Source organism: Micromonospora sp. CB01531 (assembly GCF_001905095.1).
GTDB lineage: Bacteria > Actinomycetota > Actinomycetes > Mycobacteriales > Micromonosporaceae > Micromonospora.
Genome location: NZ_LWLS01000085.1, coordinates 35507 through 49320, shown reverse-complemented (window position 1 = coordinate 49320; position 13814 = coordinate 35507). Strand labels below are relative to the sequence as shown.

Genomic DNA, 13814 nt, shown 5'->3' with positions numbered 1-13814 from the left:
GCACCCATGGTGATCATTGCCCCGGACGTACTCGTCCTCGGCGAGATCCTCGTCGAACTGACCGCACTCGAACCGCTGCGCGACGGCGCGACGCTGCGCTTGGGATTCTCCGGCGACGCGCTGAACGCCGCCGCCGCGGCCGCCGCGGCCGGCGCGCACACCTGCCTGCTGGCCCGGGTGCCCGACGACGAACTCGGCGACGAACTGGTGGCCCGGGTGGCCGCGCTCGGCATCGACCCGTCGTGCCTGATCCGCACCCCCGGGCAGCACGGCCTCTACCTGCAGCACGCCGACCCGTCCGGGCAGCGGGAGTTCGTCTACGTCCGGCGCGGCAGCGCCGGCTCCTGCCTGTCCCCCGCCGACGTGCCGCCCGACCTCGCCGAACGCGCGGGCGTGGTGCTCTCCAGCGGCGTCGCCTGCGCCATCTCGACCACGACGTTCGAGGCAGTACAAGTGGCCGCACACGCCGCGAACTGCTTCGTCTACGACCCGAACTGGCGGCCACGACTCGTCAACGCAGACACCGCCGCCGGCCACCTGCGGGCGCTGGCCCCGCACGCCCGGCTGGTCACACCGGCGTGGCCCCGCGAGGCCGCAGCGCTGCTCGGCGCCGCGGTGACGGATCCCGCCCAGGCGTGCGCCGCGTTCCGCGCGCTCGGGGCGGCAGCGGTCGCCCTCACCCGGGGCGCCGACGGCGTACTGCTGGACGACGGCGGGCAGCAGACCGAGGTGCCCGCGTATCCCGCCGAGCAGATCGTCGACCAGACCGGCGCCGGGGACGTGCTGGCCGGTACCGTCGCCGCCCGGCTCGCCCTCGGCGACACCCTGCCCGACGCGATACGGCTGGGCGCGGCCGCGGCGGCACTGTCGCTGCGCGGCCACGGCGGCACGGGATACCTGCCGGCGCTCGACGAGACCCGCCGACTGGTCGCGCAAACCGAACTGGAGGTCTCGGGATGAGCCTGGTGGTGTTGCACGAGGTCGACGACGTCGCGGTGGCGACGACCGCGATGCCGGACGGGACGTCCGTCGTGGTGCGCGGAGCGGGCGAGGTGACGCTGCGTGGCGACCTGCCCGCCGGGCACAAGGTCGCCCTGCGGGACCTGCCCGCCGGGGCGCTGGTGCGCAAGTACGGCCAGGTGATCGGGCGTACCCTCGCCGAGGTCCGCGCCGGCGAGCACGTGCACGGGCACAACCTCGGCATGCCGCAGGACGCCGCCGCCCGGACGGCGCAGGGACAACCGGCGCCAGCCGCACCGCTGCCCGCCGACCTGCGGCGGACGTTCCACGGCTACCGCCGGCCGGACGGCCGCGTGGCCACCCGCAACTACGTCGGGGTCCTGACCACCGTCAACTGCTCGGCGACCGTGGCCCGCAAGGTCGCCCGGCTCACCGAGGACCTGGCCGAGGAGGTCGACGGAGTCGACGGGGTGGTCGCCCTGACCCACGGCACCGGCTGCGGCATGGCCGCGCAGGGCGACGGCTGGGAACTGCTGCGCCGCACCCTGGCCGGCTACGCACGCAACCCGAACATCGGTGGGCTGGTCGTCATCGGGCTCGGCTGCGAGGTCAACACGGTGACCGGCCTGATGGCGGACCTCGGCGTGGCCGACCACGTACCGGTGTCGTCGTACACCATCCAGGAGCTGGGCGGCACATCCTCGGCGGTGCGGCGCGGCGTGGAACTGGTCCGGGCCATGATCGACGACCTGGCCGGCGCGGCCCGCACCGAGGTCGACGTGGCGGAGCTCGTCCTCGGCCTGCAGTGCGGAGGCTCCGACGGCTGGTCCGGCCTGACCGCGAACCCGGCCCTGGGCGTCGCCTCGGACCTGCTGGTCGCCGCCGGCGCGACCAGCGTCCTGGGTGAGACGCCGGAGGTGTACGGCGCGGAGCATCTGCTGGCCGCCCGGGCCACCGACCCCGCGGTGGCCGACGCGCTGATGGCGCGCATCCGCTGGTGGGAGGAGTACACCCGGCAGCAGGGCACGACGCTGGACGCGAATCCGTCCCCGGGCAACAAGGCCGGCGGCATCACCACCATCCTCGAGAAGTCGCTGGGCGCGGTCGCCAAGGCAGGCCACAGCCCGCTGGCCGCCGTCCGGGAGTACGGCGAGCAGATCCCCCGGCCGGGCCTGGTGTTCATGGACACCCCCGGCTACGACCCGGTCTCGGTGACCGGCATGGTCGCCGGCGGGGCGAACCTGATCTGCTTCACCACCGGCCGCGGTTCCGTCTTCGGCAGCCGCCCCGTGCCGACGGTCAAGCTGGCCACCAACGCCGAGCTGGCCACCCGGATGGCCGGCGACATCGACCTGGACTGCTCCGCGGTGGTCGAGCAGGGCGTACCGCTGCCGGAGATGGGCCGCCAGGTGTACGACCTGCTGCTCGACGTGGCGTCGGGCCGGCGCACGGCCAGCGAGGAGCTGGGCCTGGGCGGCGAGGAGATCGTGCCGTGGCAGCTGGGAGCGGTGCTGTGACCGACGGGACGGGGACCGGGCAGCGGCTGCGCCTCGACACGCTGGAGCGGATCACCGGGCCAGGCCAGGGCTGGCGCGGCCCGCAGGTCGATCCGCGCGCGCTGCGCGTCGGGATCGTGCACCTGGGCATCGGCGCGTTCCACCGGGCCCACCAGGCCGTCTTCACCGAATTGGCCGCCGCGGCGACGGGCCGCGACGACTGGGGCATCACCGGCGTCACCCAGCGGTCGGCGTCCGTGCGGGAGCAACTGATGCCGCAGGACGGCCTCTACACGGTGCTCGAACGGGCCGCCGACGCGGCATCGCTGCGCGTCATCGGCAGCGTCCGGGAGGTCGTCTTCGGCGGCGCCGACCCGACGGCGGTGGTCGACCGGATCACCGACCCGGCCGTGCGCGTGGTCACGCTGACCGTGACCGAGAAGGGATACCGGCGCGACGGTGCCGGCGGCCTGGACCGGTCCGATCCGCAGGTCGCGGCCGACCTCGCCGGCCAGCCGCCCGCAACCGCCGTCGGCCAACTGGTACGCGGGCTGCAGCACCGCCGGTCGCGAAGCGGCGCACCGATCACCGTGCTGTCCTGCGACAACCTGACCGGAAACGGGCAGGTGCTGCGCGCACTGGTGCACGACTTCGTGGACGCGCTGCCGCCGTCGCAGGCGGCGGGGCTCGCGGACTGGATCGCGACGTCGGTACGGTTTCCGTCCTGCATGGTCGACCGGATCGTGCCGGCCACCACCGAGCAGGACCGCGCGGACGCCCGCCGGATGCTCGGCCTTGAGGATCGGGGCGTGGTGGTCGCCGAACCGTTCAGCCAGTGGGTCATCGAGGACGATTTCGCCGCCGACCGACCCGCCTGGGAACGCGCCGGCGCCGTCCTCACCACCGACGTCGCCGGGTGGGAGGCGGTGAAGCTGCGCATGCTCAACGCGAGCCACTCGCTGCTCGCCTACCTGGGCGCCCTGTCGGGACACGACACCATCGCCGGCGCGCTGTCCGACGACCGGCTCGCGGCGGCCGCTGAAGCGCTGATGGTGCAGGATGTGGCGCCCACCCTGCGGGTGCCGGACGGGCTTGATCTCGACGACTACCGGCGTCAGGTGCTGACCCGCTTCGCCAACCCGGCGCTGCGGCACCGCACGGTGCAGGTGGCGATGGACGGGTCGCAGAAGCTGCCGGTGCGGCTGCTGGGCACGGTTCGGGACCGCCTGTCCGCCGGGCAGGTGCCACGGCACGCGACGCTCGCGGTCGCGGCCTGGATGGTGTACGTCGCGCGGGGCCACGACGTACGGGGGCGAGCGCTGCCGCTGGACGATCCGATGGCCGACCGGCTGCGCGCCGCGGCGGCCCCGGCCGACGGTGCCCCGCACCGCCTGGTCGACTCGCTGCTGCGCGTACCGGAGATCTTCGGCGCGGACCTTGCCGAGCACGACGGCTTCCGGACGGCGCTGATCGACCACGTCGCGCGGTTGACGAAGGGCGATCTGGTCTGACCCGACGGCGCCGCTGTCCCTGCGGGGTCAGCGCCGCCGTCGGTTGTCCAGTGCTGTGACCGCATACGTTCACCGGGTTGGCGGTCGTGGCGGTTGGATGTGCGGCGACGTCCGATCCGATCGCTGGAGGCCCGGTGGCCGGGCCTGCCCGTGTACGCAGACTGACCGACCAGGAGGGGCAGAAGCTGCAGCAGATCATGCGCAGGGGCAGCACGAGTTCGGTGCGCTACCGGCGCGCGATGATGCTGCTCGCCTCGGCGGGCGGGAACCGGGTGCCGGTGATCGCCCCGCTGGTCCAAGCCGACGAGGACACCGTGCACGATGTGATCCACCGCTTCAACGAGATCGGCCTGGCCTGCTTGGCCCCTCAGCGGGCGGGAGGCCGTCCCCGCCTACTCAGTCGTGAGGACGAGGACTTCGTCATCCGGACGGCCACCACTGGCCCCACCAGGCTCGGCCAACCCTTCACCCGCTGGTCGATCCGCAAACTCGCCGCTTACCTGCGGAAAGTGCACGGCCGCGTCATCCGCATCGGCCGTGAAGCCTTACGGTGCCTGCTCCGGCGCCGCGGCATCACCTTCCAGCGCACCAAGACTTGGAAGGAGTCGCCCGACCCTGATCGCGACGCCAAGCTCGACCGGATTGAGCAGGTGCTGGACCGCTTCCCGGACCGGGTCTTCGCCTTCGACGAGTTCGGGCCTCTGGGGATCCGGCCCACCGCGGGCTCCTGCTGGGCGAAACAGGGCAAGCCAAACCGGCTGCCGGCGACCTACCGCCGCACCCATGGCGTCACCTACTTCCACGGCTGCTACTCCGTGGGCGACGACCGCCTGTGGGGCGTCAACCGACGTCGCAAGGGCACCGCCAACACCCTGGCCGCGCTCAAGTCGATCCGCGCCGCCCGACTCGACGGCGCCCCGATCTACATCATCCTGGACAACCTCTCCGCCCACACCGGCGCGGACATCCGCCGCTGGGCGAAGAGGAACAAGGTCGAGCTGTGCTTCACCCCGACCTACGCTTCCTGGGCCAATCCGATCGAGGCCCACTTCGGCCCGCTGCGGCAGTTCACCCTGGCCAACTCCCACCACCGCAGCCACCCCGCGCAAACCCAGGCACTGCACCGCTACCTGCGCTGCCGCAATACCAACGCCCGCCACCCCGACGTACTCACCGCCCAACGCAAGGAACGCGCCCGCGTCCGCAGCGAGAAGGGCATCCGCTGGGGCGGACGCCCCCTCAACACCGCAGCCTGACCAACCGCGAACCGCAGCCCCCGAGCGCCGAAGGGGGCAAGTTCAGGAGAAGGACAGCGACAGAAGGATGACTCAGGAGGCGGACGGTTCGATCTCCCCCGCAAAGACGATGAACTGGTCGATGAGGCTCCGCCGCAGATGGACGACGTCCGTTCCCGCCAGGCGGGGACCTCCATCCGGCGTGGTAAAGACCCACTGGTACCGGGCCCACTCGTCAGGCATGTCCACCGCCGAGCAGCGCACCATCGTGCCGGTCCCCGCCGGGTGGCGCCGGATGTCCAGCACGAACCGCTCGACCGCCGCGATTCCTTCGCTGCGACCCAACGGCCCCCAGAAAACCACGTCTGAGGTCAGAGCCTGGGAGAGCAGGGCAGTCACATAGCTGTCGTCCGAGGCGTTGAACGCGGAGATGAACGTGTCGATCGCGGAGCGTGCAATCTCTTCCTGCATGCCCCAGTAATACCAGCCGTTTCGCGTGCGCTCGTCCCGCGAGCCGCCTTCCGATCACGGTGAACCATCCCGGTCACACCACTAGGCGATCAAGGAGCTGGCGGGGAGGCGGGAGGCTGCTTCCAGCGCCGCGGGTTGCCCGGTGAGTGTGGTCGTTGACGCGCAGTCGGGAGATGACGGCCATGTGCAGGGCGCTGTTGGCGGCACGGTCGCCGCCGCGGTACGTCGTCGGGATCGCGCAAGCGACGGTAACCGGTTACAGTCCTCGAAACCGGATCAACCACGACCGCCAGGAGGCACCCGGTGACGAACGCCAGCGGAACCCGGCCGTCCGACGCCCGGACCGATTGGGAAGCCCGCATAGCGCGCCGCAGCGACGAAGGCGGCACGGCCGCGCTACCCGACCTGCCCCCGCCTGCCGGGCTCACCGCCACCCCGGGCCACGGACACGTCCGCCTCTCCTGGCAGCCCGTCGACGGCGCGGTCGGCTACCTGGTGCACCGTGCACCGCTGGACGGCGACCGGGTGTCCGGGCCGTTCACCCCGGTGGACCACCTCGGCGGAGACGTGCTCTCCGTGCCGGACACCTGGTACGTCGACACCACCGGCACCCCGGGCGAGCGGTACGCGTATGCGGTGGCCGCTGTACCTGAGGTGACCGTGACCGGCGCGCTGAGCGGCCCGGTCCCGGCGGCCGCCCTACCTGCCGGCGGTGAACCGCCCACCGTGACGCTGCACCTCGACGCGGGCGCCGCGGGCACGACCCTGCACCGGCCCTGGCAGCCGATGATCGGCAGCGAGCGGCTGTCCCAACTGCTCTGCCGGGACCGCTCCGGCGGCCGGGAGATCGGGGCCGAACTGCTGGCCGCGCTCCGCCGGGTACGCGACGAGATCGGCGTGAACACCGTGCGGGCGCACTCGATCCTGCACGACGACCTCGGTGTCTACCGCGAGGTCGACGGCGAGCCGGTGTACGACTTCAGCCGGGTGGACCAGGTCTATGACCTGCTGCTGGGCATCGGCATGTCGCCGGTGGTGGAGATCGGGTTCATGCCCCGCGACCTGGCCAGCGACCCGGACCGCACGGTCTTCGAATACCGCGGCATCATCTCCCCGCCGCGCGACTGGGACCGGTGGTCCGGGCTGGTTCGGGCGCTGGTGGCCCACCTGCTGGACCGGTACGGCGAGCAGGTGCTCGGTTGGGACTTCGAGGTGTGGAACGAGGCCAACCTGGAGGTCTTCTGGTCCGGCAGCCGCGAAGAATGGATGCGGCTGTACGACGTGACCGCCCGCGCGGTCAAGGACGTCGACCCGCGGATCCCGGTGGGCGGCCCCTCGTCGGCCGCCGCCGGTTGGGTGGACGCGTTGCTGGAGCACGCCGCCCGGTCCGGGACGCCGGTGGACTTCGTATCCACCCACACGTACGGCAGCCCGCCGCTGGACCTGCGGCCCACCCTGGCCCGGCTCGGCTTCCCCGACGCGCGGATCCTGTGGACCGAGTGGGGCGTCACCCCCACCCACTTCCACCCGGTCAACGACGGCACCTCGGCCGCCACCTTCCTGCTCACCGGCATGCGGTCGGCCGCCGGCCGGGTCGACGCGCTGTCCTACTGGGTAGCCAGCGATCACTTCGAGGAACTCGGCCGGCCGCCGAGGCTGCTGCACGGCGGGTTCGGTCTGCTCACCGTCGGCGGCATCGCCAAGCCGCGCTACCACGCCCTGCACATGCTCGCCCAGCTCGGCGAGACCGAGCTGCCGGTACGGGCCACCGGCGACGGCGCCGACGGCCTGGTGCAGACCTGGGCCAGCCGGCGCGCCGATGGCAGCCTCGCGATCCTGGTCTGGGTGGCCACCCTCGACCAGGACAAGCGGGATGGTGATCCGGCGCTGGCCCGGCGGATCCGGCTGGTCATCGACGGCGCTGCCGGCCGGCCCGCCGTGGTCTCCCGGCTCGACTGGGAGCACGGTGACATCACCACCCTCGCGGACCGGTTGGGCGTCGCCGACTGGCCGACCGACGAGCAGTGGGCCGCGCTAGGCGCCGCTGACCAGCTCCCGGTGGAGAAGGTGCAGCCGGCCGCCGAGGCCGGGGCCGCGGTGATCGAGCTGGACCTGCCGCAGCCTGGGGCGGTGCTGGTCGAGGTCTTCGGGGCCTGAGGCGGGCCCGGGAAGTAGGCCCTCAGCCATCGGCTGAGGGCCTACTTCCCGGATCAAACGTGACCAGGGCATTTGCTAACCGAACGACGCACGACCCTTGGCACGATCCACGGGTTGGACAGGTGCCTACACCTGTGCCGCGATGTCACTCGCCGTCATGAAGCGGCCCCGCGCAGCTGCGGAAGGTTCTGGTTGGCCGGAACGTTGAACGTCTCCTGTGCGATCAGTGGACGGATCCGGCCTTCGAACTGCGGCGAGACGAACGCGCGGCGGACGAGGTCGTCGGCGAGCTCGTTGCCGAGCGCCCCCATGATCATGGCCTGGTCGAGCGAGAGGTGGCGCTTGGCCACGGTGCCGCTGCCGACCGCGATCGCGTCGTAGAAGCCGCCGGGGCCGTACGAGTCGAAGTTGGCCTTGAGCCGGGCGAGGTTGTCGACGACCGCTCCCTTGGCGTACGGGAGAGCGAGGAACGCCGCGTGCGGGGTCACCACGCCGTCGCCGTAGTCGGGGTCCGGGCCGGCCGGGCGGCAGTCGCCGAACCCCGCGTCGTACTTCGAGCGCTCCATGTCGGACGGGTAGCCGTCGGTGTCCATGCCCATCGCGTCGACACCCCAGGCCATGTAACCGCCGGCCGGGTCGCTGGCTGGGGAGAAGCCCCAGTAGCCGTACCCGGCGTCATTCATTCCGTGCTCGATCTGGCCGGCGACCGTCGCGGGGTGGTTGCGGCCCCAGCTGTTGGGTGCCCACCTTGCTTCGGGCACGAACAGGTCGGGCATCAGCGCCTCGAACATGTCGCCGCCCCAGCTGGGTACGAACTGGATGCCGCGGTACTGGTACGCGCCCTCGTACACCGGAACGCCCGCGTAGGTGGTGTTGAAGCCGACCGGCTGCATCTCGTGCCAGCTCCAGTCGCAGGTGGCCGGCAGGGTGCGCATCGTGTTGTAGTAGGCCTTTGGTGGGATCTGACCCATGGCGATGCCCAGGTAGGTCGCGATGCGCGGTTCGGTGACTGTGATGTCGTAGTGGTTGCAGGTGAACCAGACGCCGTCGCGCTGCCGCGAGCATCCCGGGGGTGGCGCGTCCCAGAAGCCGCCGGCGATCAGGCCGCTGGCCCCGAACGGGGTGGCCGCCGCCGGGTTGTAGTAGAAGCCGAAGTTCATCTTCCGCAGGATCGCGTCGGCCTTGCCACGCAGCTCCGGTACGGCGCCCTTGACCACGTTGAGCGCGGCCGCGAGCCAGCCGTTGTCCACGCTGGACAGGAATGGGTAGACGGTGCTGCCGTTGTCGGGCCAGACCGTGACGACCGAGCCGTCCCGCGGGTCGTACCAGTTGTAGTACATGCCCGACGTGGTGTGGTGCTTGAGCCCGGCGAGCGTGTCGAGGGTCTTGGCGATCCGGTCGCGGGCTTCCGCCTTGGAGATGATGCCGAGCTCGCGGGCGACCACCGCGGACCACATGTAGCCGCCGATGTTGGTGGGGGACGTGTAGGTGGCGCGGTTGCCCGCGGCCAGGTCACCGGTGATGTTGTCGGCGACCAGGCCGGTGCCGGGATCGGTCATGGCGACCATCGACCGCCATGTGTCCTTGGCATAGCCGAGCAGGGCCCGGTCGGCGCCGCGCTCGTCGGGTGCCGCGACAGCGGCCGAGCCGCCTGCCAGCACGAGCGCCAGCGCGAGGAGCGGTGCGAAAAGGCGTCGCATGGATCTCCTTGTCTCGTTCCGGGGATGGATTATTTGATTCCAGTGGTCGCGATGCCGCGCAGGAAATGCCGCTGGAGGAACAGGAACACGATGAGCACCGGAAGCACGACGACGACCGCTCCCGAGAGAAGCAGACCGTAGTCGGTGCGGTTCTGGCCGACGCTGTAGAGCGCGAGGGCGACCGGCAACGTGTACTTGTCCTCCGTGGTGGCGACCACGAGGGGCCACAGGAAGTTGTTCCAGGAACCGAGGAACGTGAGGATCCCGAGGGTGGCCAGTGCCGGCCGGCACAGCGGAAGCACCACCCGCCAGAAGATCCGGTACTCGCCGGCGCCGTCGACCCGGGCCGCCTCGATGAGGTCGTCGGGGATCGACTGGAGAAACTGCCGCATGAGGAACACGCCGAACGGTCCGACGAGGAACGGCAGGATCAGGCCGGCGTACGTGTTGGTCAGGCCCATGTTGCTGACCAGCACGAACTGCGGGACGAAGGTCACCATGCCAGGCACCATGAGCATGCCGAGCACGGCCAGGAAGAGCACTCGCTTGCCGGGGTACCGCAGTTTGGCCAGCGCGTACCCGACGAGCGAGCAGAACAGCAGGTTACCGATCGTGACCAGGGCCGCGACCAGGGCCGAGTTGAGGAAGTAGAGCGGGAAGTCCAGCCGGGAGAACAGCTCGCGGAAGTTGTCGAGCGTGAACGTCTCGGGCCACCAGGTCGGCGGCACCTGGCGGATCTCCCGTTCCGGCTTGAGCGACGCCAGCGCCATCCAGACGAACGGTCCGGCCACGGCGAGCAACCCGAGGACCAGGACGACGTAGAGCACGGTCTTGGCGACCCGGTCACGGGTACGCAAGGCGGTGTCCTTTGCGACCATTGTCAGTTCCTCTCCCCGAGCAGGCGGAACTGCACGACCGACAGCGCCACGATCGCCAGGAAGAGCACGTAGCTGGCGGCGGCCGCGTAGCCGTAGTTGCCGAAGCCGAACTGGTTGTAGATGTGGAATGACACCGACAGCGTCGAGGAGAGCGGGCCGCCCTGCGTCATGACGAACGGTTCCTCGAAGAGTTGGAGGTAGCCGATGCCGGTGACCACTCCGCCGAAGAGCAGCGTCGGCCGCAGCATCGGCAGGGTGACGTTGCGGAACTGCTGCCACCGCGTCGCGCCGTCGAGCGTCGCCGCCTCGTAGAGGTCGGCCGGCACCGCCTGAAGTCCGGCCAGGAAGATCACCATCAGGAAGCCGAAGTTGCGCCATGCCGCCATGACGATCAGCGACGGCAGCGCGAGCCTGGTGTCGAACAGCCAGCTCGGCCCGTCGATCCCGACCAGTCGCAGCAGGTTGTTGACCAGCCCGATCTCGGGGTCGAGCAGGAAGCGCCAGACCACCGCGATCGCCACGATGCTGGTCACGACCGGTAGGTAGAAACCGACCCGGAACAGCGCGCGGAAGCGTACGAGCCCGGAGTTGAGCGCCGTCGCTGCGGCCAGCGCCAGCACCATGGTCAGCGGCACCCCGACGACGACGAAGGCCAGGGTGTTGACCGACGACCGCAGGAACAGGTCGTCGGAGAACAGGCGGGTGTAGTTGTCGAGGCCGACGGCGTTGACGGCGAGCGGGTTGCGTAGGTCGGTGGAGCGCAGGTCGGTGAAGCTCATGACCAGCGACGCCACCACCGGCAGCGCCATGAACACTGCGAACAGCACGGTGAAGGGCGCGGAGAAGGCCCAGCCGGTCAGCGCCCGCCGCAGACGTTGACGTCGCCGGACCGACCCGGCGGGCCGGCCGGGGCTGGTCGCCTCGGCCGGTCGCGCCGGTGCCGTCGCCCCGGGGGCGCTGGTCATGTCAGCTCCCGGTCCCGATGGCGCTCGCCTGCTGCTGGATCGCCTTGGCGGTCGCGGCCGGGTCGGTGTTCTGCTTGCACAGCTTCTCGACCTCGAGGTCGAACGCGGCCGCGATCTGCTCCCAGGTGGTGATCGCCGGCGGCGCCTTGGCGCTCTTGAGCTGCTGGCCGAACGCGGTCAGGAACGTGTCGCCGGTAAGCGTCGAGTCGGTCCAGGCCGATTGGACGGCGGGCAGGTCCTTGACCGCCTGGTACCACTTGACCTGCACCTCGGGCTTGCTCAGCCACTGCACGAACTTCCAGCCGCCGTCACGGTTCTTGGCGTCCTTGAAGACCGCGAGGTTGCTGCCGCCGATGAACGAGGTCGACGACTTCTTCATCGGCATCTGCGCGACCGCGTACTTGTCCTTGAAGCCGGCGCCGCCCTGCTCCTCGACGATGCCCATGTGCCACGGGCCGGAGATGAACGCGCCGATCTCACCCTTGACGAAGCCGGGCTCGAGCGAGCCGTCCGGCAGCGCGGTCGGGGACAGGCCCTCCTTGAAGAAGGACTGGTAGTAGGCGAGCGCCTCGGTCATCTCCGGGGTGTCGAAGCTCAGCTTGTCCGCGCTGGCCACGTCGGCGCCGTTGGACCAGGCGAACGGCAGGACCGACTGCCAACTGCCGGTCTTGCCGGGCTGGAGGTTGAGGCCCCACTTGGCGCCGGCCTTGTCCTTCATGCCCTTGGCCATGGCCTTGAGGTCGTCCCACGTCTTCGGGCCGTCCGGGAACCCGGCCTTGGCGGCCAGGTCCTTGCGGTAGTAGATCAGCCGGGTCTCGACGTACCACGGGACGCCGTACGAGGTGTTGTCGACGATCGTGGTGTCCCATGCGCCGGGGAAGAAGTCGTCTTTCTTGATCAGATCCGACGGGGTCGGGTCGAGCGCGCCGGTCTTGGCGAACTCGCCCTGCCAGGTGGTACCGATCATCGACACGTCCGGCGTCTGCTTCGCGGCGATGGCGCTCGCGATCTTCTGGTGCGCCGCGTCCCAGGGCACCGCCGTCACGGAGACCTTGGCGTCGGGGTTCTCGGTGGAGAACTCCTTCGCGAACTCGGCGAGTTTCTCGCCTTCGGTGCCCATCGCCCAGACGGTGATGTCCCCGCTCGCCTTGCCTGCGCCGACGGACTTCGCCTCTTCCTGGCCGCCGCCCGAGTCACGGCCACAACCGGCCAACGCGACCGACGCGGCCAAGAGGACCCCAGCCGTGGCGGCTAACCGCCTACTTCTCATGTCGTACCTCCAGGGGGTTGGTGGTTTCCAGGGGGTGAGCTGTTCACCTGCCGGTGCCTCCGGTCGGGGGCGCCGGGCAGCCGCAACTGCGGCGCAGGACGAGTTCGGTGGGCAGCACGAGACCGCCCGCAGGGGTGTCGCCGGGCTGGCCGGCGGCACGCAGGATCAGCCGGGCCGCTTCGGCGGTGAGCTCGCGGACGGGTTGCCGGACGGTGGTCAGGGCGGGGGTGACGAGAGCGGCGGCCGGCATGTCGTCGAAGCCGGTGATGATCAGGTCCTGCGGCACCCGCAGGCCCCGGCCGAGGGCGCCGACCAGCACACCGAGAGCGATCTCGTCGTTGGCGCAGACCACCCCGGCGGGCCGGGGCGTGCTGCCGCCCAGCAACTGGTCGGCGGCGAGCACCCCGTCGGCCTGCTGCATACTGACCGCGACCGGGTCGGCGGGCGGCCTGATGCCGAGGTCGTGGTGCGCCTGCCGGAAGGCGGCCCAGCGTTCACTGACGTCGGGCGAGCCCTCCGGGTTGCCGACGAAGACCAGATCGCGCAGGTCGTGGTCGGCGAGCAGGTGTCGGGTGAGCGCCAGCATGCTGCCGGCGTTGTCGGCGCGTACCGAGGGGATGTCGCCGGGGCCCTCGCCGGCGACCACCACTACGGGGACCGTCTTGGCGAGCCGGAGCAGCGTCTCGTCGGAGATGGTGCCGCCCATGACGGCGACTCCGTCCACCCGGCGGCCCATCTCCAGCACCTGGTCGTCGGAGTCGGAGCGCAGGTGCGTGCAGAGGATGTGCACGCTGGCCCGAGACGGCACCGCTTCGGACTCGAAGCCCTGGATCAGTTCGGTGAAGTAGGGGCCGGACAGGCCGGGGAAGACCAGGCCGAGAGCGCCGTGCCGGCCGGCGGCCAGGGCGCGACCGAGGTGGTCGGGGCGGTATCCGTGCTTCTCGATCGCGTCCAGCACCCGGCGGCGCATCTCCTCGGAGACCTGGCCGGTGCCGTTGGAGACCCGGGAGACGGTGGCCACGGAGACGCCGGCGAGCTTCGCGATCTCGCGAACCGTCATGCGGCTGTTGCTCATCGCTCCCTCGATCCGTAACGTGCGGTTAACAGAAACCGGTTTCAGCCGACCATAGGCAGCCGAGACGAAGTTCACAAGTCTCTGATCCACAATCTC

General features: G+C 70.8%; 11 protein-coding genes. 5 read left to right on the top strand and 6 right to left on the bottom strand.

Going from position 1 to position 13814, the window contains the following annotated elements:
* The first annotated feature begins 6 nt into the window (after positions 1-6).
* From A6A27_RS25785 to A6A27_RS25770, 4 genes are all read left to right on the top strand, one after another.
* Positions 7-960, top strand: coding sequence for a sugar kinase (locus A6A27_RS25785; RefSeq protein ID WP_073837242.1), 954 nt, complete (start codon positions 7-9; stop codon positions 958-960).
* Positions 957-2477, top strand: a complete 1521-nt coding sequence (locus A6A27_RS25780) for a UxaA family hydrolase (RefSeq protein ID WP_073837241.1) — start codon at positions 957-959, stop codon at positions 2475-2477. Before A6A27_RS25785 ends, A6A27_RS25780 begins: the two co-directional genes overlap by 4 nt.
* Complete coding sequence (locus tag A6A27_RS25775) at positions 2474-3967, top strand: mannitol dehydrogenase family protein (RefSeq protein ID WP_198940450.1); 1494 nt, start codon at positions 2474-2476, stop codon at positions 3965-3967. Before A6A27_RS25780 ends, A6A27_RS25775 begins: the two co-directional genes overlap by 4 nt.
* A gap of 134 nt (positions 3968-4101) precedes the next feature.
* Positions 4102-5223, top strand: coding sequence for an IS630 family transposase (locus A6A27_RS25770; RefSeq protein WP_198940449.1), 1122 nt, complete (start codon positions 4102-4104; stop codon positions 5221-5223).
* Between the two features lie 72 nt (positions 5224-5295).
* On the opposite strand, the gene A6A27_RS45145 is transcribed toward A6A27_RS25770, so the two are convergent.
* Positions 5296-5673, bottom strand: coding sequence for a nuclear transport factor 2 family protein (locus tag A6A27_RS45145; RefSeq protein ID WP_198940448.1), 378 nt, complete (start codon positions 5671-5673; stop codon positions 5296-5298).
* A gap of 303 nt (positions 5674-5976) precedes the next feature.
* On the opposite strand from A6A27_RS45145, the gene A6A27_RS25765 reads away from it, so the two are divergent.
* On the top strand, positions 5977-7830 hold the full coding sequence (locus A6A27_RS25765) for a GH39 family glycosyl hydrolase (RefSeq protein ID WP_073837240.1): 1854 nt from the start codon (positions 5977-5979) through the stop codon (positions 7828-7830).
* A gap of 155 nt (positions 7831-7985) precedes the next feature.
* On the opposite strand, the gene A6A27_RS25760 is transcribed toward A6A27_RS25765, so the two are convergent.
* The 5 genes from A6A27_RS25760 to A6A27_RS25740 all read right to left on the bottom strand — a co-directional run bounded on the left by A6A27_RS25760 (position 7986) and on the right by A6A27_RS25740 (position 13718).
* Positions 7986-9530 carry a glucoamylase family protein gene (locus A6A27_RS25760; RefSeq protein ID WP_073837239.1) on the bottom strand — a complete coding sequence of 515 codons (1545 nt, stop codon included), beginning with the start codon at positions 9528-9530 and terminating at the stop codon, positions 7986-7988.
* A gap of 29 nt (positions 9531-9559) precedes the next feature.
* Positions 9560-10408 (bottom strand): carbohydrate ABC transporter permease, encoded by an 849-nt coding sequence (locus tag A6A27_RS25755; protein ID WP_073837238.1) that lies wholly within the window; start codon positions 10406-10408, stop codon positions 9560-9562.
* 2 nt (positions 10409-10410) lie between these two features.
* Positions 10411-11373, bottom strand: a complete 963-nt coding sequence (locus A6A27_RS25750) for a carbohydrate ABC transporter permease (protein WP_073837237.1) — start codon at positions 11371-11373, stop codon at positions 10411-10413.
* Between the two features lies 1 nt (position 11374).
* Positions 11375-12493, bottom strand: coding sequence for a sugar ABC transporter substrate-binding protein (locus A6A27_RS25745; RefSeq protein WP_241825462.1), 1119 nt, complete (start codon positions 12491-12493; stop codon positions 11375-11377).
* 193 nt (positions 12494-12686) lie between these two features.
* A complete protein-coding gene (locus tag A6A27_RS25740; protein WP_073837235.1) occupies positions 12687-13718 on the bottom strand; it encodes a LacI family DNA-binding transcriptional regulator in 1032 nt (343 codons plus the stop codon).
* Positions 13719-13814 lie beyond the last annotated feature (96 nt).

Excerpts from the sequence above, each read along its gene's own strand:
- A6A27_RS25785 (WP_073837242.1), top strand. The coding sequence starts at position 7 with ATGGTGATCATTGCCCCGGACGTACTCGTCCTCGGCGAGATCCTCGTC.
- A6A27_RS25780 (WP_073837241.1), top strand. The coding sequence starts at position 957 with ATGAGCCTGGTGGTGTTGCACGAGGTCGACGACGTCGCGGTGGCGACG.
- A6A27_RS45145 (WP_198940448.1), bottom strand. The coding sequence starts at position 5,673 with ATGCAGGAAGAGATTGCACGCTCCGCGATCGACACGTTCATCTCCGCG.
- A6A27_RS25760 (WP_073837239.1), bottom strand. The coding sequence starts at position 9,530 with ATGCGACGCCTTTTCGCACCGCTCCTCGCGCTGGCGCTCGTGCTGGCA.
- A6A27_RS25755 (WP_073837238.1), bottom strand. The coding sequence starts at position 10,408 with ATGGTCGCAAAGGACACCGCCTTGCGTACCCGTGACCGGGTCGCCAAG.
- A6A27_RS25750 (WP_073837237.1), bottom strand. The coding sequence starts at position 11,373 with ATGACCAGCGCCCCCGGGGCGACGGCACCGGCGCGACCGGCCGAGGCG.
- A6A27_RS25745 (WP_241825462.1), bottom strand. The coding sequence starts at position 12,493 with ATGGGCACCGAAGGCGAGAAACTCGCCGAGTTCGCGAAGGAGTTCTCC.
- A6A27_RS25740 (WP_073837235.1), bottom strand. The coding sequence starts at position 13,718 with ATGAGCAACAGCCGCATGACGGTTCGCGAGATCGCGAAGCTCGCCGGC.